19 protein-coding genes are annotated in these 22,887 nt (G+C 66.2%); 10 read left to right on the plus strand and 9 right to left on the minus strand.

Going from position 1 to position 22,887, the window contains the following annotated elements; all coding sequences use genetic code 11:
* The first annotated feature begins 257 nt into the window (after positions 1-257).
* From ACEN9T_RS23715 to ACEN9T_RS23745, 7 genes are all read left to right on the plus strand, one after another.
* Positions 258-2,282, plus strand: a complete 2,025-nt coding sequence (locus ACEN9T_RS23715; protein ID WP_413707212.1) for an acetyl/propionyl/methylcrotonyl-CoA carboxylase subunit alpha — start codon at positions 258-260, stop codon at positions 2,280-2,282.
* A gap of 86 nt (positions 2,283-2,368) precedes the next feature.
* Positions 2,369-3,310 carry a 2-hydroxyacid dehydrogenase gene (locus tag ACEN9T_RS23720; protein ID WP_413707213.1) on the plus strand — a complete coding sequence of 314 codons (942 nt, stop codon included), beginning with the start codon at positions 2,369-2,371 and terminating at the stop codon, positions 3,308-3,310.
* A 1-nt stretch (position 3,311) separates the two neighbouring features.
* Positions 3,312-4,241, plus strand: a complete 930-nt coding sequence (locus tag ACEN9T_RS23725; protein WP_413707214.1) for a hydroxymethylglutaryl-CoA lyase — start codon at positions 3,312-3,314, stop codon at positions 4,239-4,241.
* Positions 4,242-4,263: 22 nt separating this feature from the next.
* Positions 4,264-4,764, plus strand: a complete 501-nt coding sequence (locus ACEN9T_RS23730) for a YbaK/EbsC family protein (RefSeq protein ID WP_092973654.1) — start codon at positions 4,264-4,266, stop codon at positions 4,762-4,764.
* 10 nt (positions 4,765-4,774) lie between these two features.
* Positions 4,775-5,041, plus strand: coding sequence for a DUF1289 domain-containing protein (locus ACEN9T_RS23735; RefSeq protein WP_413707215.1), 267 nt, complete (start codon positions 4,775-4,777; stop codon positions 5,039-5,041).
* Positions 5,042-5,053: 12 nt separating this feature from the next.
* Complete coding sequence (locus tag ACEN9T_RS23740) at positions 5,054-6,007, plus strand: MBL fold metallo-hydrolase (protein WP_413707216.1); 954 nt, start codon at positions 5,054-5,056, stop codon at positions 6,005-6,007.
* Between the two features lie 61 nt (positions 6,008-6,068).
* On the plus strand, positions 6,069-6,734 hold the full coding sequence (locus tag ACEN9T_RS23745; RefSeq protein ID WP_413707217.1) for a TetR/AcrR family transcriptional regulator: 666 nt from the start codon (positions 6,069-6,071) through the stop codon (positions 6,732-6,734).
* A gap of 6 nt (positions 6,735-6,740) precedes the next feature.
* On the opposite strand, the gene ACEN9T_RS23750 is transcribed toward ACEN9T_RS23745, so the two are convergent.
* The 8 genes from ACEN9T_RS23750 to ACEN9T_RS23785 all read right to left on the minus strand — a co-directional run bounded on the left by ACEN9T_RS23750 (position 6,741) and on the right by ACEN9T_RS23785 (position 17,872).
* Entirely contained in the window at positions 6,741-8,327 is a 1,587-nt protein-coding gene (locus ACEN9T_RS23750) for an AMP-binding protein (protein ID WP_413707218.1), read from the minus strand.
* Positions 8,328-8,411: 84 nt separating this feature from the next.
* Positions 8,412-10,406, minus strand: coding sequence for an acetyl/propionyl/methylcrotonyl-CoA carboxylase subunit alpha (locus tag ACEN9T_RS23755; protein WP_413707219.1), 1,995 nt, complete (start codon positions 10,404-10,406; stop codon positions 8,412-8,414).
* 4 nt (positions 10,407-10,410) lie between these two features.
* A complete protein-coding gene (locus ACEN9T_RS23760) occupies positions 10,411-11,568 on the minus strand; it encodes an acyl-CoA dehydrogenase family protein (protein ID WP_065860218.1) in 1,158 nt (385 codons plus the stop codon).
* A gap of 50 nt (positions 11,569-11,618) precedes the next feature.
* A complete protein-coding gene (locus ACEN9T_RS23765; RefSeq protein WP_413707220.1) occupies positions 11,619-13,238 on the minus strand; it encodes an acyl-CoA carboxylase subunit beta in 1,620 nt (539 codons plus the stop codon).
* The gene (locus ACEN9T_RS23770; protein ID WP_413707221.1) at positions 13,225-14,112 is read right to left on the minus strand and encodes an SDR family oxidoreductase; all 888 of its coding nucleotides are present in this window, start codon (positions 14,110-14,112) and stop codon (positions 13,225-13,227) included. Before ACEN9T_RS23770 ends, ACEN9T_RS23765 begins: the two co-directional genes overlap by 14 nt.
* A gap of 31 nt (positions 14,113-14,143) precedes the next feature.
* Positions 14,144-15,310: an acyl-CoA dehydrogenase family protein gene (locus ACEN9T_RS23775; RefSeq protein ID WP_092973801.1), complete on the minus strand. Its 1,167-nt coding sequence runs from the start codon at positions 15,308-15,310 to the stop codon at positions 14,144-14,146.
* Between the two features lie 14 nt (positions 15,311-15,324).
* A complete protein-coding gene (locus tag ACEN9T_RS23780) occupies positions 15,325-17,097 on the minus strand; it encodes an acyclic terpene utilization AtuA family protein (RefSeq protein ID WP_413707222.1) in 1,773 nt (590 codons plus the stop codon).
* A 1-nt stretch (position 17,098) separates the two neighbouring features.
* Complete coding sequence (locus tag ACEN9T_RS23785) at positions 17,099-17,872, minus strand: enoyl-CoA hydratase/isomerase family protein (RefSeq protein ID WP_413708504.1); 774 nt, start codon at positions 17,870-17,872, stop codon at positions 17,099-17,101.
* Between the two features lie 278 nt (positions 17,873-18,150).
* Here ACEN9T_RS23785 and ACEN9T_RS23790 point away from each other — a divergent pair, with 278 nt between their 5' ends.
* From ACEN9T_RS23790 to ACEN9T_RS23800, 3 genes are read left to right on the plus strand one after another with little or no spacing between them, the layout of a single operon-like run.
* Entirely contained in the window at positions 18,151-20,430 is a 2,280-nt protein-coding gene (locus ACEN9T_RS23790) for a TonB-dependent receptor (protein ID WP_413707223.1), read from the plus strand.
* Positions 20,430-21,200 (plus strand): tetratricopeptide repeat protein, encoded by a 771-nt coding sequence (locus ACEN9T_RS23795; protein ID WP_092973679.1) that lies wholly within the window; start codon positions 20,430-20,432, stop codon positions 21,198-21,200. Before ACEN9T_RS23790 ends, ACEN9T_RS23795 begins: the two co-directional genes overlap by 1 nt.
* Complete coding sequence (locus tag ACEN9T_RS23800) at positions 21,191-21,874, plus strand: Fe2+-dependent dioxygenase (RefSeq protein WP_413707224.1); 684 nt, start codon at positions 21,191-21,193, stop codon at positions 21,872-21,874. Before ACEN9T_RS23795 ends, ACEN9T_RS23800 begins: the two co-directional genes overlap by 10 nt.
* 9 nt (positions 21,875-21,883) lie before the next feature.
* Here the strand turns inward: ACEN9T_RS23800 and ACEN9T_RS23805 are convergent, their stop codons facing one another.
* Positions 21,884-22,810, minus strand: coding sequence for an alpha/beta fold hydrolase (locus ACEN9T_RS23805; RefSeq protein ID WP_413707225.1), 927 nt, complete (start codon positions 22,808-22,810; stop codon positions 21,884-21,886).
* Positions 22,811-22,887: the final 77 nt, after the last annotated feature.

Raw genomic sequence — 22,887 nt, forward strand, 5'->3', positions numbered from 1 at the left:
TTCCTGCCCTTGATGGCGCCTTGAATTTGTGTAAGCGGGCGGAAACAAGATGGGGAACTGTCTGAGCGCAGCGAGTTTTCCCCATCTCCGCCCGGTTACACAAATTCAAGGAAGGGGGTCGCCATCTCGGGCGCGCCTTTCTTTGGTTACTTTCTTTGGCAAGACAAAGAAAGTGACTCAGCCCCGGCAGGGGATGAAACAAGGGATGCACCACAAGTGCAGAAGATGCAGACAGAAAGCACCGGAGACACACACCAATGATCACCAAGCTCCTCATCGCCAACCGAGGCGAAATCGCCTGCCGGGTCGCCGCCACTTGCCGCAAGCTCGGCATCCGCACGGTCGCGGTCTACTCTGATGCCGACGCCAACGCCCGCCACGTCGCGGCCTGCGACGAAGCCATCCACATCGGTGAGCCCGCCGCCCGCGACAGCTACCTGCGCGCCGACCGCATCCTCGAAGCCGCGCGCGCCACGGGCGCTCAGGCCGTCCACCCCGGCTACGGCTTCCTGTCGGAAAACGAAGCTTTCGCCAAGGCTTGCGCAGACGCCGGCATCATCTTCGTCGGCCCGCCGGCCTCGGCCATCGAAGCCATGGGCAGCAAAAGCGCGGCAAAGGCGTTGATGGAAACCGCGGGCGTGCCGCTCGTTCCCGGTTACCACGGTGACAACCAAGACGCCGCATTCCTGCGCACGCAGGCTGATCGCATCGGCTATCCGGTGCTCATCAAGGCGAGCGCGGGCGGCGGCGGCAAGGGCATGCGCGTGGTGGAATCGGGCGATGCGTTCGAAGCATCGCTGGCTTCTGTCAAGCGCGAAGCCTCCTCCAGCTTTGGCGATGACCGCGTGCTGATCGAGAAATACCTCACGCGCCCGCGCCACATTGAAATCCAGGTGTTTGCCGACAGCTTCGGCGGCGCCGTCTACCTGTTCGAACGCGACTGCTCGGTGCAGCGCCGCCACCAGAAGGTCTTGGAAGAAGCGCCTGCCCCCGGCATGACGCTGGACCGTCGCCGCGCGATGGGTGAAGCCGCCGTGGCTGCCGCGCGCGCCGTGGGCTACGTGGGTGCCGGAACGGTCGAGTTCATCGTCGATGAAGACGGCACGTTCTACTTCATGGAGATGAACACGCGCCTGCAGGTCGAGCATCCGGTCACCGAAATGATCACGGGCGAGGACCTCGTCGAATGGCAATTGCGCGTCGCCTCCGGCGAGCCGCTGCCGCGCGCGCAGGACGAACTGCACATCCATGGCCACGCGCTGGAAGCACGTATCTACGCAGAAAACCCCGAGCGCGATTTTCTGCCGTCCATCGGCACGCTGAAGGTGCTGCGCACGCCGGCGGCGGTGGAATTTACCGTGGGCGCGCAGGCCAATGGCGAGCCCGCCGCCGTGCGCATCGACGCGGGCGTGCGCGAAGGCGATGCCATCAGCCCTTATTACGATCCGATGATCGCCAAGCTCATCGTCTGGGGCCGTGACCGTGAAGAAGCGCTCGCGCGCATGCTGCAGGCGCTGGGCAGCTTCCACCTGGTGGGGCTGTCGTCCAACGTGGCATTCCTGCGCCGGCTCGTTGCATCGAAGCCGTTTGCGACCGCCGATCTGGATACCGGCCTGATCGCGCGCAATCACGACACGCTGTTCCCGGCAGCCCCGGCGGTGCCGCAAGACGCCATCGCCCTGGCCGTAGCTGCGCTGCTTGCCCGCGAGGCACGCAGCCTGCGCACGGACACACGCGATCCGCATTCGCCGTGGGCGCGCGGCAGCGGCTGGCGTCTGAACGGCGCGGCTGAGCGCACGCTGCGCTTCTCCCACGGTGATCAGGCCGTCGACGCCACGCTCGTCTACGGCCGCGACGGATCGCGGCTGAAAGTTGGCGGCAGCGAAGCGCCCTTCACCTCGCAGCGCCATGCAGAGACCTTCACCGTCACGCTCGGCACGCACAAGGCGACTGGTCAGGTGCATGTCGACGGCGACACATTCCACGTCTTCACCGGCGGCGCGCACTGGACGCTGGAGCGCCACGACCCGTTGGCGCACGCGGGCGAAGCCGACGACGAAGGCGGCAAGCTGACCGCGCCGATGCCCGGCAAGGTCATCGCTGTGCTGGCCGCCCCAGGGCAGACCGTCACCAAGGGCGCGCCGCTCGTCGTCATGGAAGCCATGAAGATGGAGCACACGCTCACGGCACCTGCCGACGGCGTCGTCGAATCCGTGCTGTATGGCGTGGGCGATCAGGTGACGGAAGGCGTGCAGTTGCTGGCGTTCAAGCCCGCCGAATGACGCCCAACGGGGCTGCCACACGCCTTGGCGGCCCCTGCTACACTGCTTGACGTATACGTCAATCACCCGCACTGAAGTCGCCCCACATGCACATCCAGATCTACACGCCCGACGGCAAGCCCCAACCCTGGCTCGATGGTTTTGCGCAGGCACTGCCCGAAGCGCGGCTGTCGGTGTGGGAGAAAGGCGCGGCGCAGGACGCCGATTACGCCGTGGTCTGGCAGCCGCCTGCCGACATGCTGCGCGATCGTCGCGATTTGCGCGCCGTGTTCAATCTGGGCGCGGGCGTCGATGCGATCCTCGGCCTGCGCGCGCAATCGCCTGATGCCATTCCGGAAAGCCTGCCGATCGTGCGGCTGGACGACGCCGGCATGGCCGCGCAGATGGGCGAATACGTCACGCACGCCGTGCTGCGCTTCTTCCGCCGGCTCGATGAATACGAGCGCCAGCAGCAAGCCAAGATGTGGCGTTTCCTCAAGCCGTTCAACCGCGATGAGTTTGTCGTCGGCGTGCTGGGCCTGGGCGTGCTCGGTACGCACATCGCCAAGACGTTGGCGGGCTTCGGCTTTCCGGTGCGCGGCTGGAGCCGCTCTGCCAAGCATGTCGAGGGCGTCGATTGCCGCGCAGGCAGCGATGCCCTACCAGGCTTCCTTGCCGGCACGCGCGTGCTGGTGAACGTGCTGCCGCTGACGGCAGACACCGAAAACGTGATCGACGCAAAGCTGCTCGGTCAGCTCGCGCCGGGCGCGTTCGTTGTCAACGTGGCACGCGGCAAGCATCTGGTGGAAGAGGACCTGCTGGCCGCCGTGCGCAGCGGCCACATTGCCGGCGCCGCGCTCGACGTATTCCGCACCGAGCCGCTGCCCGCCGACCACCCTTTCTGGACCGAACCGCGCATCCACATCACGCCGCACATTTCGGCGCTGACGCTGCGTGAGGTCAGCATTGCCCAGATCGCGCGCAAGATCCGCGCGCTGGAAGCCGGCGAACCGATTGCCGGCATCGTCGATCTGCAACGAGGTTACTGAGATGAGCATTCCGAATTTTGTGAAGGTGGTCGAGGTCGGCCCGCGCGACGGTCTTCAGAACGAGAAGGCGCCGGTTTCCACCGACACCAAGGTCGAACTGGTTAACCGGCTGTCCGAGGCCGGCTTCGTCAACGTGGAAGCCGCGTCGTTCGTGTCACCCAAATGGGTGCCCGCAATGGCCGATGGCGCCGACGTGATGGCGCGCATACAGCGCCGGCCGGGCACGCTGTATTCGGTGCTCACACCCAACATGAAGGGCTTCGAAGGCGCCGCTGCAGCAGGCGCGGACGAGATCGTGATCTTCAGCGCCGCCAGCGAGGCCTTTGCGCAGAAGAACATCAACTGCACGATCGCTGAATCGATCGAACGCTTTGTGCCGGTGGCCCAGGCCGCCAAGGCTGCGGGCATTCGCGTGCGCGGGTCGATCTCGTGTTCGCTGGGCTGCCCGTATCAGGGCGAGGTGCCGGTGTCGTCGGTGGTGGATGTCATCAAGCGCATGGCTGATCTGGGCTGCGACGAGATCGACATTGCCGACACCATCGGCGTGGGCACGGCCGGGCAGGTGAAAACCGTGATGGAAGCCGCCGCGGCGACGTTCCCGATCGACCGCCTCTCGGGCCATTTCCACGACACGTACGGGCAGGCGCTGGCCAACATCCTCGCCAGCCTGGAAGTCGGCATCGCGATCTTCCACGCCTCGGTGGCCGGGCTGGGCGGCTGCCCGTATGCCAAGGGCGCGACCGGCAACGTCGCCACCGAAGACGTGCTGTACCTGCTGCACGGCCTGGGCATCCGCACCGGCATCGACCTCGACAAGGTCGTGCTGGCGGGTGACTTCATCTCGCAGGCCATCGGCCGCCCGACCGCCTCGCGTGCGGGCCGCGCGCTGCTGCTCAAGCTGCAGGACCAGATCGCCCAGGGCTGCATCTGAAACCCCATCAAGAACAACGACGATGACCTCTACCGATACGAACGCACCGCTGCCTGAATCCGCCCAACGCGTGGCCGACCACCTGCGCACGCTCGGCTACGAAAAAAACATCGTGATGCTGCCGGCCACCGGCAAGACCTCCGCTGAAGCGGCTGCCGGGCTGGGCTGCTCCGTGGCCGAGATCGCCAAGTCGATCATCTTCCGACGCGCGGAAGACGATGTGCCGGTGCTGGTGATCGCCAGCGGCACCAATCGTGTCGACGAGGCAAAGGTTTCCGCGCACGTGGGCGCGCTGGCCAAGGCCGATGCGAAGTTCGTACGCGAGAAGACCGGTTACGCCATCGGCGGCGTGTGTCCGGTCGGCCATGCGGTCAAGCCTGTGATGCTGCTCGACCGCGATCTGTTCCAGTACGACAGCGTGTGGGCCGCTGCCGGCCACCCGCACGCCGTGTTCAACCTCACGCCCGCGGAACTCGAAGCCATGACGGGCGCGCCGGTGGCCGACGTCGCCTTGCGCGACTGACCGCACAAGCATGGACGCCTGCACACGCGCGCAACTGAAGCTCTCGCTCGGCAAGCTGCGCAATAGCCGCGCGCAAGCCGAGCGCGCGCAGCCTGTGGCATCGCCGTGCATCAGCGTGTGCAAGATGGACGAGGCGCACGGCCTGTGCATCGGCTGCATGCGCACCATCGACGAGATTGCCGCATGGTCGACCATGGACGACACCGCTCGCCTGAGCGTGTGGAAAACCTTGCCCGAGCGCGCCTGCGCCTGGCTCAACGACACGCCCTGCGCCTGAGCGCCCATCACCATGGCCGAACACGACATCGTCACCTTGCCTGATTCGATGCGCGTGTTCGAGCGCGGCTGGCTGTCGTCCAACAACATCCTTTTCTTCGATGACGATGCGCAGGGCGGTTGCGCGCTGGTGGACACCGGCTACCTCACGCACGCCCCGCAAACCGTGGCGCTTGTGCAGCACGCGCTGCAAGGCAGGCCGCTGCGCCGTCTGCTGAACACGCACCTGCACTCCGACCATTGCGGCGGCAACGCGGCGCTGCAGGCCATCTACGGCAGTCACACGCGCGTGCCCGCCGCGCAGATCGACGACGTGCGCCGCTGGGATACCGACGCCCTCAGCTACGGCCCCACCGGCCAGGAGTGCGCACGCTTCACGTTGCCGGATCGCGATGCCGACGCAGGCCTCGCTGACGGTATGACTGCACGACTGGGCGGCTTCGACTGGCAGGTCATCAGCGCACCCGGGCACGACCCGCACGCGGTCATTTTGTTCAGCCCAGACACGCGCGTGCTGATCTCGGCCGACGCACTGTGGGAACGCGGCTTCGGCGTGATCTTTCCCGAGCTGGAAGGCGAGAGCGGTTTTGCCGAACAGCAGGCCATCCTTGAGCGCATCGCGCAGCTCGATGCGCGCGTGGTGATTCCCGGACATGGCCGGCCGTTCACCAGCGTCAACGCCGCGATTGATGCATCGCTGGGGCGTCTTGCGTATCTGCGTGCAGACCCGGAGCGCAATGCGCTGCACGCCATCCGCGTGCTGGTGAAGTTCAAGCTGCTGGAGCAGCAGGCCCTGTCGCACGAGGCACTGTTTGCGTGGTTCACGCAGACCACGCTGATGCCGCGCTTGCAGGCGCGCTTCTTCGCAAGCCAATCGATGGAAACGTTGGTGGATGCCGCGATCGCAGCGCTGGTCAAGGCAGGCGCCGCCACCGTCGAACACGGCCGCATCCTGAACCGCGATTGACGTGCCGCGCGGTGGCGATGCCCCGCTACAATGCAGCGACGCCTCTTCTCTTCGCCTTGGCATGCCGAAACCTGCCACACCCACCCCGCCCGAATCTGCCACAGAAGCCGAAACACCGCGCCGCAAGCGCGGCCGCCCCGCGCAGGATGCCAACGAGGGCTTGCGCCGCGCGTTGATCGAGCAATCGGCCAGGCTGTTCCGCGAGAAGGGCTACGGCAACACCACAGTGCGCGACATTGCCGCCGCCACGGGCGTCCATGCGGGCAGTTGGTTCTACTACTTCAAGACCAAGCAGGACATCCTGCAAGCGGTGATCGAACACGGCCTGACCGTGGCGCTGGCCGATATCGAAGCCATCGATATCGACGGCCTGCCGCCGCGCGAGGCCATGCGCCAACTCGTGCGTGCGCACCTCTACACGATCCTTGCGCCCCACCAGGATTTCATTCCGGTGATGCTGTACGAGTGGCGCTCGCTCGATACGCAGGCGCAAGAACGCATCATCGCGCTCAAGGATCGCTACGAAGACATCTGGACGCGCGTGATCGACCGCCTGCGCGCCTCAGGCGAATGGGCACACCCGACGCCCGTTGACCGCCTGCTGATGTTCGGCGCGCTCAACTGGACGGCGCAGTGGTATCAGGCGGGCGCGGGCATCAGCATTGACGCGCTGGCCGATCAGGCCGTGCTGTTCATCCTGCGTACGCCGCCCCAGCCGGCGGCTTAGCCCCCCCTAGCGCGCATCGCCCTCGAACAACGTCTGGTTGGCAGTGCGCAGCACGTGCTTCTGGATCTTGCCGGTCGCCGTCATGGGCAGCTTGTCGACCACGGCAATGTGTTTTGGCACTTCAAAGCCACCGAGATGCTCTCGGCAGTGTGCCTGCAACGCGGCAGCATCGGCTTGTGCATCGGGCTTGAGGCAGACAAACGCAGCCACCGCTTCCACCCAGTGCACATGCGGCAAGCCGACCACCGCGGCATTCGCCACGGCCGGGTGCCGCAGCAACACTTCTTCCACCTTGACCGAAGGCACGTTCTCACCACCGGTCTTGATCATGTCCTTGATGCGGTCCTTGAACTGAAGCTGGCCGTCGGCATCCCACATGCCGAGGTCGCCCGTGTGGTGCCAGCCGAAACGGCGCGCGTTGGCGGTGGCCTGCGGGTCCTTGTAGTAGCCAAGCATGACGTTGGGGCCGCGATGCACGATCTCGCCCAATTGGTTCGGGCCGAGCAGATTGCCTTGATCGTCCATCACCGCTGCTTCGTTCACCATGCACGGCTGGCCCCAATAGTTGCCGGTGCGCTGCAGTTGCTGGTCGGGCGCGAAGTACATCGTCATCGGAAAAATCTCGGTCTGCCCGGAGCCCAGGGCAAAGTTCGGGCACACCTCGGCAATCAGGCGCTCGAGCAGCGGCTTGGCCATCGGCGCCATCGCATACAGGCACAGGCGCAGGCTGGACAGATCTCGCTGCGCGCGCAGCGGATGGTGCAGCAGCGCGGCGTACATGAGCGGCAGGCCGAACAGCTGCGTGATGCGCTCGTTGGCAATCGCATCGAGCAGCGCCGCCGGATCAAAGCCGCGCTGTATGACGAGCGTGGCGCCCACCGTCATCGCGGACGCGGCGGTCGCAAACTGCGCGCAGTGGAACATCGGCAGCAGGCACGAGAACACGTCGGTCTCGTTCAGATTGAGGCCGGCGATGTTGGACATCAACGCGGCATGCACCGAGCGGTGCGAGTGCATTGCGCCCTTCGGCCGGCCGGTCGTGCCGCTGGTGTACATGATGAGCGCGAGATCGCGATCGTCGATCACCACGGCGGGCAGCGTATCGGCGTGGCCTTGCAGCGCCTGCTCCACGGTTTGCGGGCCATCGGCAACCGGTGCGCCGAAGCATTGATGCGCGGGCAGCGCGAGCGCCGACAGCGTGTCGCGCAGCGCCGGGTAAAGCGCCGCGTCGATCACCACGTGCCGCGCCTCGGCATGCTCGAGGATGTAGCGCACATCGTCCGGACCGAGCATCGCGTTGATCGGCACCCACACCAGCCCCGCCTTGAGAATGCCGTACGCGGCCACCAGGAACTGCGCGGAGTTCCCGCACACCATCGCGACCTTGTCGCCGGGCGTGAGGCCGCTTGCAAGCAGCGCGTGCGCATAGCGATTGCTGTCTGCATTGAGTTCGCCATGCGTCATGCGGCGCGGGCCGTCCACCAGCGCGACCTTCGCGCCGAACTTGCGTGCACTGCGATGCAACGTGTCGCCCAGCGCCACCCGGTTCAGCAGGTTGGCTTCAAGCGTGGTGTCTGGCGTGGCTTCGGACATGGGACGTCTCCTATGGACTGCATTGACTGCATTGACCACATGAACTGCACGACGAAACGATGGATCGGGACGGCAGTGCAGCCGTCAGGCCGCGGCAATCTCCATCAACAACCCGCCGGGCGCAACCTGTGCCCCGACCTGGGTGAACAGACCTTTCACCTCGCCTGCGAGCGGCGCGGCAATGCTGTGCTCCATCTTCATCGCCTCCACCACCAGCAGCACCTGACCGGCGCAAACGGCCTCGCCTTCGGCCACGTGCACGGCAACCACGCGGCCGTTCATCGGTGCGCTGATGCGGCCGCTGCCGGTTTGCGCGCCGCTGCGCTCGGCCTTGGCGTAGGTGGTGTCGATGGCGGTGTGTTCGATGCCATTCAGCACGAAGTGGCAAGCGCCGGCCGTGACGGCGTAATCCACCGCGCGGAATGTGTCGCCCAGCGCCAGCGTGACGCGACCGTCGCCCTCTGACACAAGCGCCACCTGCGTGGCACCGCCGTCCCAGGCCAGTTCCCATTGCTGCGCACCGAGCGCACGCACGCGCATGTCTATCGCTTCGCCGTCGAGCGTAAAGCGGCACAGCGTCGGATACGTGCGGCTGCTGGCCCACCCATGCAGTTCTGCGGGATAGCGGCGTGCGGTGTCTTCACGCAAGTGGGTGAGCAGCACGGCAGCCGCCTGGCAGACCGCTGCATCGGGTACGGCCGCCTGCCGCGTCGCCGCCGGGAAATGGCGGTCGATGAACGCCGTCGACACATCGCCGGCAAGGAACGCCGGATGCGCCACGCAGTCGCGCAGAAACGCCCGGTTGGTCGGCAGCCCAAGCAGCAGGCAATCGTCCAGGGCGCGCGCAAGACGTCGGCAGGCATCGGCGCGGTCGGTGCCGTGCGCGACGATCTTGGCGAGCATCGAGTCGTAGTACGGCGAGACGACGAGCCCGTCGGTCAACGCATGGTCCGTGCGCACATCTCCGGGCGCACGCCAGCGCGCGACGGTGCCGCTCTGCGGCAGGAAATTCTGCTGCGGGTCTTCTGCGCAGAGCCGCACTTCGATAGCGTGGCCGCCTTGCGCGCGGCGTGCATCGATGGCGTCTTGCGCCAGTGGCAACGGCTCGCCCAGCGCCACGCGCAACTGCCACTCGACCAGATCGATGCCGACGATCGCTTCGGTCACCGCATGCTCGACTTGCAGGCGTGTGTTCATCTCCATGAAGTAGAACGCGCCGTCCGGGGCGAGCAAGAATTCCAGCGTGCCCGCGCCCACGTAGCCGATGGCGCGTGCCGCCGCCACCGACACTGCACCCATGCGCGCACGCAGCTCGGGCGATACGGCCGGTGACGGCGATTCTTCGATCACCTTCTGATGCCGGCGCTGCACCGAACAATCGCGCTCCCCGAGGTGGACCACGTTGCCGTGCGCATCGGCAAAGACTTGAATCTCGATGTGGCGCGCCTCGACGATGGCTTTTTCGAGGATCAACTCGCCCGAGCCAAACGCGTTTTCCGCTTCGGAGCGCGCGGACTGCAGCGCCGCCGCAAACTGCTCCGCCCGGTCTACGCGCCGCATGCCGCGTCCGCCGCCGCCAGCGGCCGCCTTGATCATCACCGGATAGCCAATCCGTGCGGCTTTCTCGGCCATGCGCTCGGCCGATTGGTCTTCGCCTTGATAGCCCGGCACGCACGGCACGCCGGCGGCTTCCATGAGGCGCTTGGCGCCGGCCTTGTTGCCCATTGCGCGGATGGCATCTGCGGGTGGGCCGATGAAGACGAGGCCGGCATCCGCACATGCGCCGGCAAAGGCATCGCTCTCTGCAAGGAAGCCGTAGCCCGGATGGACCGCCTGCGCACCCGACTTGCGCGCGGCCTCCAACAACGCCGCAACGTTCAGGTATGACGCCTGCGGTTGCGATGCACCAATCGACAACGCAAGATCGGCCGCGCGGCAATGCGGCGCATCGCGGTCAGCCTCGGAATACACGGCAATGGTGCGCATGCCAAGGCGACGCGCAGTGCGCATGATGCGCAGCGCAATCTCGCCCCGGTTGGCGATGAGGATCGAGCGGAATGCGGCATGCGAGGTGGCCATCGCGTTAGCCCTTCTTGCCCGGCAGCGTGTTCATGTATTTGCAGATGATGCCGAGCATCACCTCGTCCGCACCGCCGCCAATCGAGCCCAGACGCCCGTCACGGTAATAGCGCGAGACCGGGTTGTCCCACGTGAAGCCCATGCCGCCCCAGAACTGCAGGCAGGCATCGGGCACGATGCGCGCCAGGCGCCCGGCCTTGAGCTTGGCCATCGATGCCAGCTCCGTCACGTCCTGCCCGTTGATGTACAGGTCGCACGCGCGATACGTGAGCGCGCGCAACGCTTCCACTTCCGTCTTCAGCTCGGCCAGCTTGAAGTGCACCCACTGGTTGTCGAGCAGGCTGGCGCCAAACAGCTTGCGCTCGCGTGCGTACTCGGCGGTGGTCTCGATGCACATCGTCATCGTCGCCAGGCTGCTGGCCGCGGCCCACAGGCGCTCCTCCTGGAACTGCAGCATCTGGTAGGTGAAGCCCTTGCCTTCCTCGCCGATGCGGTAGCGCTGGGGCACGCGCACGTCATCAAAATAGATGAGGCCGGTGTCCGACGAATTCATGCCGATCTTGCGGATCTTCTTGCCCACCGACACGCCCTTTGTGTTCATCGGCACGATGATGAGCGACTTGTTGCGGTGGGCCGGGTCATCGGATGTGTTGGCCAGCAGGCACATCCAGTCGGCCTGCAGGCTGTTGGTGATCCACATCTTGCTGCCGTTGATGATGTAGTCGTCGCCGTCCTTGCGCGCGGTGGTTTTGATGCTCGCCACATCGGAGCCCGCGCTCGGCTCCGACACGCCCACGCACGCCACCGCATCGCCGCTGATGGCGGGGGCGAGAAACTGCGCGCGCAGTTCGTCCGAACCGAAGCGTGCGAGCGCGGGCGTCGCCATGTCGGTCTGCACGCCAATCGCCATCGGCACGCCGCCGCAGTGGATGTGCCCAAGCGTCTCGGCCATCGCCATCGCATACGAATAGTCGAGCCCCAGGCCGCCGAATTCGGTGGGCTTGGCGATGCCGAGAAAGCCCAGCTCGCCCATCTTCTTGAAGAGCTGCTTGGCGGGAAACATCTCCGCCGCTTCCCATTCATCCACGTATGGGTTGATGTCGCTGTCGATGAAGCGTTTCAGGTTGCGCTGCAGTTCCTGGTGTTCGTGGGTGAAGTGCATGGTGTCTCGCTCCGGTTGTCCTGGGCTGTTCGTGTATGGGTTCGGGATGGCTACGGGCGCGCAACGCCAAACTGGATCGGATGCAGGGTGCGGCGGCGCGCTTCCTCGCACACGCCCAGCACGCAAGCCAGCACCTTGCGCGTATCGCGCGGGTCGATCACGCCGTCGTCCAGCAATCGGCCCGAAACGGTGAACGCGTCGGACTGCCGCTCGAACGTGTCGATGACCTTGGCGCGCATCGCTTCAATGGCGTCGTGGTCGACGGTCTGGGTCTTGCGTTGCATGCTCGTGGCCATGACCGTCGCCATCGTGCCGGCGGCCTGCTCGGCGCCCATCACGGCCGTCTTGGCGTTGGGCCAGCTGAAGCAGAAATCCGGAAAGAAGCCACGCCCCGACATGCCGTAATTGCCCGCCCCGAACGACGCACCGCAATGCACGGTGATGCGCGGCACGGTGGCGTTGGCCATGGCCTGGATCATCTTCGAGCCGTGCTTGATCATGCCGGCCTGCTCCGACGCCTTGCCGACGATGAAGCCGGTGGTGTTTTGCAGGTACAGCAGCGGCGTATCAGACTGGCAGCACACCTGGATGAAGTGCACCACCTTGGTGGCGCCCGCCGGGTCCAGCGGCCCGTTGTTCGTGATGACCCCAACGCGCATGCCGCAGATGGCCGCGTGCCCGGTGACGGTGCCCGGGCCGTAGTCAGGCTTGAACTCCAGGAAGTCCGACCCGTCGGCAATGCGTGCAATCACCTCGCGCATGTCGAGCGGTTTGCGATGATCGGTCAGCGCAATGCCGAGCAATTCTTCCGCATCAAAGCGCGGCGGCGCATAAGGGCGATCCGCTGCCGGTACATCGCGGTTCCAGTCGAGCGCAGCAACAAGTTCGCGTGCGATGCGCAGTGCATCGGCATCGTCTTCGGCAAGGTATTCGGCAAGGCCCGACGTGCTGGCGTGCATCTGTGCGCCGCCCAGTTCTTCTTCAGTGGCGATCTCGCCCGTGGCCGCTTTCAGCAACGGCGGACCAGCAAGGAACGCGCGCGCGCGATCACGCACCATCACCACGTAGTCCGACAGGCCCGGCATGTAGGCACCACCCGCGGTGCTCGACCCGTGCACCACGCTGATCACCGGAATGCCCGCCGCCGACAGCCGCGCGAGCCAGTAGAAGCCGCTACCGCCGTGGATGAAGGTCTCCACGCGATAGGTCAGCAGGTTGGCGCCGGCCGATTCGACAAGGTGGATGAACGGCAGCTTCTGCTCCAGCGCAATGGCCTGAGCGCGCTGGAACTTCTCGATGCCCATCGGCTGCACGGCCCCGGCGTCGATGCCCGCGTCGTCGACGATGATCATCGCCCGCACGCCGCTCACCCAGCCGATGCCCGCGATGAAGCCGCCGCCAGGAATGGAGCGCGCCGGGTCAGCGTGATCGAGGCAGAAGCCTGCCAGCGTCGACAGCTCCAGAAACGGCGCGCCGGCGTCGAGCAGACGGCCCAGCCGGTCGCGCGGCAGCAGTTGCCCGCGTTGTTCGAAGCGCGCGCGCGAAGCCTCGGACTTGTCGCGCGTGCGGTTCTCCAGCGTCCGCAACTGGCCCACGCGCTCTGTAAGCGCGGCATGGTTCTGCCGATATGCATCGCTCTGCGGCACGATGCGCGATTCAAGCGCCGGCATTGCGGCCCTCCTCGTCTTGCAGCACCTTGGGCGTCACGGCCAGGTGGAAGCCGTTGAACGGCTCGGCGCCATGACGCGGTGCCGGCATGGGCAACCCGGGCCGCACGTTCGGGCGGCCGCCGTCCACGCGCAGCGTCGTGCCGGTGATAAACGCGGCGGCTTCCGACAGCAGGTACACGATTGCCGACGACACTTCTGCCTCGGTTGCAAAGCGACCGAGCGGCACGGTCGAAGGCATGCTGCGGATGGTCTCGGCCATCCACGGCGGATACGCATCCATGCCCGACGATGCCACGTAGCCCGGCGCCACCGCGTTCACGCGTACGCCGTACTGCGCCCATTCGAACGCCGCCGTCTCCGTAAAGTTGACCATGCCCGCGCGCGCTGCGCCGGAGTGGCCCATGTTCGGCATGCCGCCCCACATGTCGGCCACGATGTTGACGATGGCACCGCCGTGCTGCTGCATCGCCTGATTCAGGCACTCGCGCGCCATCAGGAAGCCGCCGGTCAGGTTCGTCTGCACCACCGCTTCCCAGCCCTTGGCGGAGATGTCCTTGAGCGGCGCCGGAAACTGGCCGCCGGCGTTGTTGACCAGCGCGTCGATGCGGCCGTGCTCGCCGTAGATTTGCGCGACGGTGGCTTGCGCAGCGGCCTCGTCGCGGATGTTGCAAGCGTAGGTGTGCGCGGTGCCGCCGGCTTCGACGATCTCCGTGCGCACGGCGGCGAGCTTCTCTGCATTGCGCCCCACCAGCGCAACGGCCGCGCCCAGCGATGCCAGCTCATGCGCCGTGCACCGGCCGATGCCGCTGCCGCCGCCCGTCACCACGGCCACTTGCCCCTGAAACAGCCCCGGTCGAAAGACTGAGCGATACATGGTTCTCTCCCTGAATGCGCGCGTTAGGCCCTTAGGCCCAGCCGAGCTGACGCGCGGCAAGATCGCTGAGGACTTCCTCCGCGCCGCCGCCGATCATGTAGACCTTTACTTCACGATAGATGCGCTCCGACTTCGTGCCGCGCATGAAGCCCATGCCGCCGAGCAGTTGCACGGCCGTGTCGGCGCAGAACTGCAGGCTCTGCGTGGCGAAGTTCTTCAGCATGCACAGCTGCGCGACCGGAGAGTCGCCGGCCTGCATGCGCCGCATCAGGTCTTCAAGTAATGCCCGCGTCGCTTCGATGCGCGTGGCCATCGCCACCAGCTTCTGCCGCGCGACTTGATGCTGCACGAGACGCTTGCCGAAGGTTTCGCGCTGGGTGGCCCATTCCACGGCTTCGGTCAGGCACGTGCGCGCCAGACCGTAGGCCTGCATCGCCAGCGCCAGGCGTTCGTGGTTGAAGTTGCGCATGATTAGCTCGAAGCCGCGGTTTTCCGCGCCGAGCAGGTTGGTGACAGGCACGCGGCAATCATCGAAATGCAGTTGAGCGGTGTCGGAGCACCACCAGCCCATCTTCTTAAGCGGCGTGCGCGTCAGGCCCCGCGTGTTGCCCTCCACCAGCAGCACGGAGATGCCGCCCGCGCCCGCCCCGCCGGTACGCACGGCCACGGTGATGTAATCGGCGCGCATGCCGGAGGTGATGAAGATCTTGCTGCCGTTGACGATGTAGTAATCGCCGTCGCGCACCGCGCGCGTGGTGAGGTTGGCGACGTCCGAGCCGCCCGAAGGCTCCGTGATGGCAAGCGCGCTGATCTTCTCGCCCGCCAGGATTTGCGGCAACACACGCGCCTTCAGTTCTGCCGATCCGCCCGCCACGATGGGTGGCGCGCCGATCGTGTGGCTGAACAGCGATGCGAGCAGACCACCACTGGCCGCCCGCGTCAGTTCTTCGATCATCGCCAGTTCAAGAAACAAATCACCCGGCGTGCCACCGTATTCCTCGGGGAAACCGATGCCGAGCAAGCCAAGGTCGGCCGCCTCGCGATACAGCGCACGCGGAAACGTCTCGGCCTCTTCCCATGCATCGATGTGCGGCAGCACGGCCTTGTCGACAAAGCGGCGAACGGTCTCGCGAAACGTATCGTGATCGGCGTCGTGATCGGCGTCGAAGCGGGCAGACGGCAGCAGGCCTGAGAGCATGATCGCCTCGTCAATCAAGGGTGGTCGACCGGCACGCGCACGGGCATCGTCAGCAGCACCTGCGCCATGCCCTTGCCGAGCGGGTCGTTGCGCAGCGACGCCATGCCGCCACCGCCCAGCGCCTGTTCGCACACGAAGTTGAGGGCGTGGATGCCGGGCAAGTCGTAGCGCGTGACGCGCCCCTTCACGACGTGCGCTAGGTAAGCGGCAACGGCGTCTTCCGTCAATTGCGCGCGCAGCAACGGCAGGTCTTCAGGCCGACGCGCGATGACGCCGATATTGGAGGTGTCGCCCTTGTCGCCGCTGCGGGCATACGCGAGTTCGATGAGCGGAACTTCGCGTGTCGGGCCGGGCGGCAATGCATCCGATGCCGGCGCAACAGCGGATGCTTCCAACGCGGCGCCAACCGCCGGCACGGCGATGTCGAAGCTTTCCTCGCCCAGCAACGTCACGCGCGCCTGCACGCGCGCCTTGTCGATCAGGAAGGCGTATTGCTTGATGGCCGGCACCACGCTTGGCCGCCCGCCGGCGCCGGTCGTGCCCGGCGCCCACGACGTGCCGGCCGGGGCGATTTCGCGCGCGAACAGTTCCAACGCCTGCTTGTTCGGATGCGTCACCGCCAGCCACATCACCGATTCAAATCGTGGCACGTTCGGCTGATGCGGCCCGAAGAGGAACGCCGAACCGAGCGTCTCGATATGCGTTGCGCTGTAATCCGGCAGACCGAGCTGGCGGAACAGGCCGCGCGTGCGCTCCAGAATCGCCTGGGCTGTGCGGCGCGCCTTGCGATCGGCATCGATGCCGACAACGGTGAGCTGACCCGTCGCGCGATAGCCGTCGGCATACGTTGCGCTCACCTTGTAATCGGGCGTCGGCGCGCGACCGCGTGCGCCGCGCACTTCGACGCGGTGCTCGCCGGCCTGCGTCATCGTCACGTGTGTGAAGTCGCAGACGACGTCAGGCAGCACGTAGCGCGCGGGGTCGCCGATTTCGTAGAGCAGTTGTTCGCCCACGGTCGCGGGCGTCACCAGCCCGCCCGTGCCGTCGGGCTTGGTGACGATGAAGCTGCCGTCGGCCCGGCATTCAGCGATCGGGTAGCCGCTGTGCGCCCAGTCGGGCACGGCTTCCCAATCGGTGTGCAGGCCGCCCGCGCCTTGGCAGCCGCATTCAAGGATGTGCCCGGCGAGGCTGCCGGCGGCGAGTCGATCGTAATCATCGATCGCCCAGCTGAAGTGGTGCATCAACGCGCCAAGCGTGACGGCGCTGTCGACGCATCGCCCTGTGATGACGACCTGCGCGCCAGCATCCAGCGCTGCCTTGATCGGCAATGCGCCGAGATACGCGTTGGCACTGACCACCTTGTCGGGCAAGGGGCGGCCGCTTTGCAGTTCGCGCACGCCTTCGTCGCGCAGCGCGGGCAGCAACGGTGTGACATCGTCGCCTTCCACCACCGCAATGCGCACGCTCACGCCCAGTTCATCGGCCAACGCCTGCAGCGCCGTTGCGCATCCGCGCGGATTCACGCCGCCCGCGTTGGCGATGATGCGGATGTTCTGCGCCAGCGCATCCTTGAGCACCGCGCGCATCGCCACGCTCACAAAGTCGGTGGCGTAACCCAGCTCGGCGTTCTTCATGCGCGCGCTGGCCAGCAGCGACATGGTCAGCTCGGCCAGGTAATCGAAGACAAGAAAGTCGATGCGGCCCGAGGCGACCAGTTGCATCGGGCCCGTGATGCTGTCGCCCCAGAAACCGCTGGCCCCGCCAATGGAAACGGTGTCCTTGCGCATGTCAGCGGCCCGTCCAGTTAGGAGCGCGCTTTTCGCGAAAGGCGGCTTGCCCTTCCTGCGCATCTTCGGTCAGGGCAAACAAGCCGATCTGGCTTTCGGTAAACGCCATGGCCTGCTCGAAGCTGAGCGATTCCACCTGCTTGAGCGTGTACAGGCCGCGCCGGATGGCCGACGGCGATTTGTCGACCAGCCGCGCGAGCAATGCGTCGACTGCAGCATCCAGCGCTTCAGGCTCGGCGACTTCGTTGACGAGGCCGGCGGCGAGCGCGCGGTCTGCGTTCATCGGTTCGCCCGTCAGGCAGAGTTCATTGAGTACGCGGCGCGGCAACTGGTGCTGCAGCACGGCCAGCACCTGCGCCGGAAACAGGCCGACCTTCACTTCCGGCAACCCGAACGTGGCGCTGCGACTGGCCACCGCCAGATCGCACATCGCCAGCAAGCCCATGCCGCCCGCCATGCACGCGCCGTTCACGCGGGCGACGAGCGGCACGATGCAGCGACGCGCCGCGCGAAACAGATCGGCCAGCGCCTGGTGCGGCTCGGAATAGTCGAAGCGGAACGATTGGCCGCTTTGCAGATCGGCCCCCGCACAGAAGGCGCGCGTACCGGCGCCGGTCAGCACCACGGCGCGCACGGCGGCGTCACGGTCGGCGTCGGCCAGCGCGGCAGTCAGCGCTTCGAGCACGGCGGCGTTGATCGCGTTGCGGCGGTCTTCGCGCTGAATGGTCAGCCACAGCGCTTGGCCGCGCCGCTCGATGAGGAGTTCCGGGTCCATGCTCACGCGACGCTCGCCTTGAAAGGGAATTCGGTTGGACAACCTGCCCGGTAATACTAAATCATTTGATTGAAAAAATGGAAGCGTTTGGGCATCGCGGCTCTCAACAATTTTCTACGGCGGCCCGGGAACGTCATAACCCCCTGATTTATATGACGAAGCCTGCATGTTCGTAAGGAATTCGCTTGCCGATGCGTTGACTCGCTCACATGTAAACGATAACAATTCTCATTTGCATCACACATGTAATGAGAACTTTTGGGGAGAGGCAGCACGCCATGTACGCAGCACAGACGGAACGCAAGCGCACCGAACATTCGGTCGTGGGATATCTAACCGGCGCAATGAGCTTTGCCGTGGCTTCAGCGCCGGCGCTGGCCGACACGAAAAAAGACGCCGTATCCGCCACCCTGCCCGAGCAGACCGTAACCGGCAGCAGCGGCTTCAAGACGGATACCGCGTCCGGCGGCAAATTCACCGCGCCGCTGCTCGATACGCCCAAGTCCGTCACAGTCATTCCGGCTGAGGTGCTGCAGGACACCGGCTCCGTCACGCTCACCGAGGCGCTGCGCACGGTGCCGGGCATTGCGTTTGGCGCCGGCGAAGGCGGCAACCCCGTCGGCGATCGCCCGTTCATCCGCGGCTACGACGCGCAGGCCAGCACCTTCCTCGACGGGCTACGCGACATCGGTGCGCAATCGCGCGAGATGTTCAACGTGGAATCGGTGGAGGTCATCAAAGGGCCGTCGGGTGCGTATGAAGGCCGCGGCGCGGCAGGCGGCGCGGTCAACATCGTCACGAAGACGCCCAAGCTGGAGCACTTCACCGAGGGCACGCTGTCAGTCGGCAACGCGGCGTACAAACGTGTCACGGCCGACGGCAACTACCAGATCGGCGAGCACGCCGCCTTCCGCCTCAACGCGATGGCCCACGACGCCGCCGTTGCGGGGCGCGACGTGACGAGCTTCAGCCGTTGGGGCATTGCACCGTCCATCGCCTTTGGGCTGGGCACGCCCACACGGGCGACGCTGTCGTACTACCACCTGCAATCGAACGACACGCCCGACACCGGCATTCCGTACAACAACGGCACGTTCAACCGCCGCACCGACGGCCGCCCGCAGCTGTTCGGCCCCGGCGACGGCGCGCCCGTGCATGTCGACCGCAATGTCTACTACGGCCTGTCGCGCGACTTCCGCCGCGACCGCGCTGACATGGGCACCTTCACGCTGGAGCACGATGTGTCGAGCGCGCTGAAGCTGCGCAACACCACGCGCATCGCCCGCACAAGCCAGGACACCATTTGGACGCAGCCCGACGACAGCCAGGGCAACATCTACTACGGCATGGTCTGGCGCCGCACCAATTCGCGCTATTCGGTGGCCAACACCGTCGCCAACCAGACGGAAGCGACCGGAAAGTTCGACACCGGCGGTCTCCAGCACAGCTATGTGGCGGGCCTGGAGTTCTCGCGCGAGCGCAGCCGCAATGACACATACGCGGTGGCGACCGGCAGCAACCGCTGCCCGAGCGGCATCGGCGCGGCCGGCGGCTACAACTGCACCGATCTCTTCAACCCGAACCCGAACGACCCCTGGGCGGGCAGCATCAAGCTCAACAACAATCCCGCCGAGACGACGGTGCGCACGCAATCGGCCTACGTGTTCGACACGATCGAGCTGTCGCCGCGCTGGCAGGTCAACGGCGGGCTGCGCTTTGATCGCTATTCGGCATCGGCCACCACGTCGGCCAGTGCGCAAGGCATGCGTTCGAGCTTCTCGCGCGATGACAATCTGCTGAACTACCAGCTCGGCGTGGTGTTCAAGCCTGCGCAGAACGGCAGCATCTACGTGGCGTACGGCACGTCTTCCACGCCGTCGGGCTCGGTGGCGGGCCAGGGCGCTGATACAAGCGCGCTCACGCCGGACCGCTCGGGCAATCGCGGCGACGTGCTCGCTCCGGAAAAGAACCGCGCCTACGAACTCGGCACCAAGTGGAACGTGCTCGACAGCAAGCTGGCACTGACGGCCGCGATCTTCCGGATCGAGACGACCAACGCCCGCATCGTGCAGCAGGACGGCACCGCCGCCATGGCGGGCAACAAGCGCGTCGATGGCTTCGAGCTGGGCTGGTCGGGCGCGCTGACCAACCGCTGGCAGGTGTTCGGCGGTTACACGTATCTGAAGAGCGAGCTGCGCAACAACGGCGGCGCGGGCGCTGCCTTTGGCGGCACCAACGGTACGGCCTTCCCCAACACGCCGAAGAACAGCTTCAGCCTGTGGACGACGTATCAGCCGATGCCGAAACTCACGCTGGGCGGCGGCGCGTATTACGTCTCGAAGGTGTGGGGCAGCACCAACCCCGCCAACCCGAAGTGGGTGCCGGCCTACTGGCGCTTTGACGCCATGGCCGCATACCGCGTCGACAAGCACACCACCCTGCAGCTGAACGTGCAGAACGTGTTCGACAAGGTGTACTTCAACCAGGCGTATGCATCGCATTACGCATCGCTGGCACCGGGCCGCACAGCCATCCTGACGCTGGGCATTCGCTACTGATGCCGGCTGACGCTGCAACCGCCGCAGCGGCTGTCGGCCCCACAGCCGATCCGGCGGTGGTCGATGCGATCCACGCCGTGCTGACCGGCCCTGCTGAGCGCGCCGCACGCTGGCTGGCGGCTGCCGCCCGGCGCGGGCACACCGAAGCGCAGGCCATCTTCGGCCAATGGCTGCTCGATGGCCGCGGCGTCGAACGCGATCCGGGCGAAGCGCTGTTCTGGTTCAAGACGGCCGCGCTATCGGGCCATGCGATGGCCGCCAACATGCTGGGCCGCTGCTATGAGCACGGCTGGGGTGCGCCCGCCTGCGACAAGACCGCCACGCACTGGTACGCCCGCGCGGCCGATGCCGGCCTCGACTGGGGTCAGTACAACTACGCGACGCAGTTGCAACTGGGGCGCGGCATCCCGGCGGACCGCGCTCGCGCATTCGCGCTCTTTCAGGCTGCGGCCGCGCAAGGCCACGCCAAGTCGATCAACGTGCTCGGCGGCTTCTATGAAGACGGCTGGGAAGTCGAGGCGGACACGGCGATGGCCCTGCGCTGCTACCTGCGCGCCGCAGAGGGCGGCGACTTTCGCGGCCAGTTCAACGCCGCGCGCCTGCTCGCACTCGCCAACCGCGCAAACGACGCCGTCACCTGGATGCACGCCGTCACGCGCACCGCCACACCCGCCTTCCTCGCGAAGGCGCATGACTTTCTCGCCGGCCATCCCGATGCGCGCCTGCGCGTGCTGGCCATCGCGCTGGAAACCGAACCATCATGTTGCTGAAGATTCCCAACGTCTTGACCAAGGAACAGGTTGCGCGGTGCCGCGCCATCATCGGTGCCGCCGAGTGGGTGGACGGCAAGGTCACCGCCGGCGCGCAGTCAGGCCAGGTGAAGCACAACATGCAGTTGCCCGAAGGCTCGCCGGCTGCGCGCGAGGTCGGCACCCTCATCCAGGATGCGCTTTCGACCAATACGCTGTTCTTCTCCGCCGCGTTGCCGCTCAAGGTGTTCCCGCCGCTGTTCAACCGCTACGCGGGCGGCCAGACCTTCGGCAACCACGTCGACAACGCCGTGCGGCATCTGCGCGGCACGGATTTCCGTATCCGCAGCGACCTCTCCTGCACGCTGTTCCTGACCGAACCTGAAGACTACGACGGCGGCGAACTCATCATCGACGACACCTTCGGCGAGCACCGCGTCAGGCTTGCAGCGGGTGACATGGTGCTCTACCCCAGCAGCAGCCTGCACCGCGTGACGCCTGTCACACGCGGCGCTCGCGTCTGTTCATTCTTCTGGCTGCAGAGCATGGTGCGCGGCGACGCGCATCGCACGCTGCTGTTCCAGATGGATACGGAACTGCAGCGGTTGATGGGATTGCTGGGGCAGGACGACCCGTCAGTCATCGCCTTGACGGGGACGTATCACAACCTGCTGCGCGAATGGGCCGACGCCTAGACGGCTGCCTCACGCAAAGTACGCCCGCATCTCCTTGAGCAGCGCTTCCGGCGCCTCTTCCGGCACATAATGCCCGCACGGCACGGTGCCACCGCTCACGTCGTCCGCCACGGCACGCCACAGTTCCAGCGGCTTGAAGCAGCGTTGGATCACGCCGTGCTCGCCCCACAGCACACGCAGCGGCACGCTCACGCGCTTGCCTGCGTCGCGGTCGGCGCGATCATGTTCAAGGTCGATGGTGGCGGCGGCGCGATAGTCCTCGCACATGGCGTGCACGCTGGCGGGCTCGCGCATGGCGGCAGCGTAGGTCGCCATCGCCTCCGGGGCGAACGGTTCGAGCCCCGCGTGGCGCAGGCCCATCAGTTTGCCGATGTAGAAATCGGGCGTGGCGTTGATGAGCGTCTCAGGAAACGGCGACGGCTGGATCAGGAAGAACCAATGCCAGTAGGCGGATGCAAACGCCATGTCGGTGTGCTCGTACATCGCCAGCGTGGGGGCGATGTCGAGCAGCATGGCCCGCTCGACGTGCAAGGGATGATCGACACACAGGCGATGCGCCACCCGCGCCCCGCGGTCATGCGCACACAGCCGGAAGCGGCCGAAGCCGAGCGCGCGCATCACCTCCACCTGGTCCTGCGCCATGGTGCGCTTGCTGTATTCCGCATGCCGGGCGCTGCCGGCCGGCTTGGACGAGGCGCCATAGCCGCGCAGATCGGTCGCAACGACCGTGTAATCGTGCGCCAGCTCGCGCGCCACCTTATGCCAGATCACATGGCTTTGCGGATGGCCATGCAGCAACAGCAGCGGCGGCCCGCTCCCGCCGATCACCCCCGCGATCTCCACCCCGTTGGCCATCTGGCGGAACGGACGGAAGCCGGGAAACAGCGCGGCGTCTGCAGCAGCGGTGGCGGCATCGATGGAAAGCGGCGTGGTCATGCAAGTCTCCGGTGATCAGTCTTGGGTGAAGTGATGCGTGGCGAATGCTCCGCATGCTAGCGCAGAGCGGGCACGCG

Source organism: Ralstonia sp. Ralssp110 (assembly GCF_047325135.1).
GTDB lineage: Bacteria > Pseudomonadota > Gammaproteobacteria > Burkholderiales > Burkholderiaceae > Ralstonia > Ralstonia mojiangensis.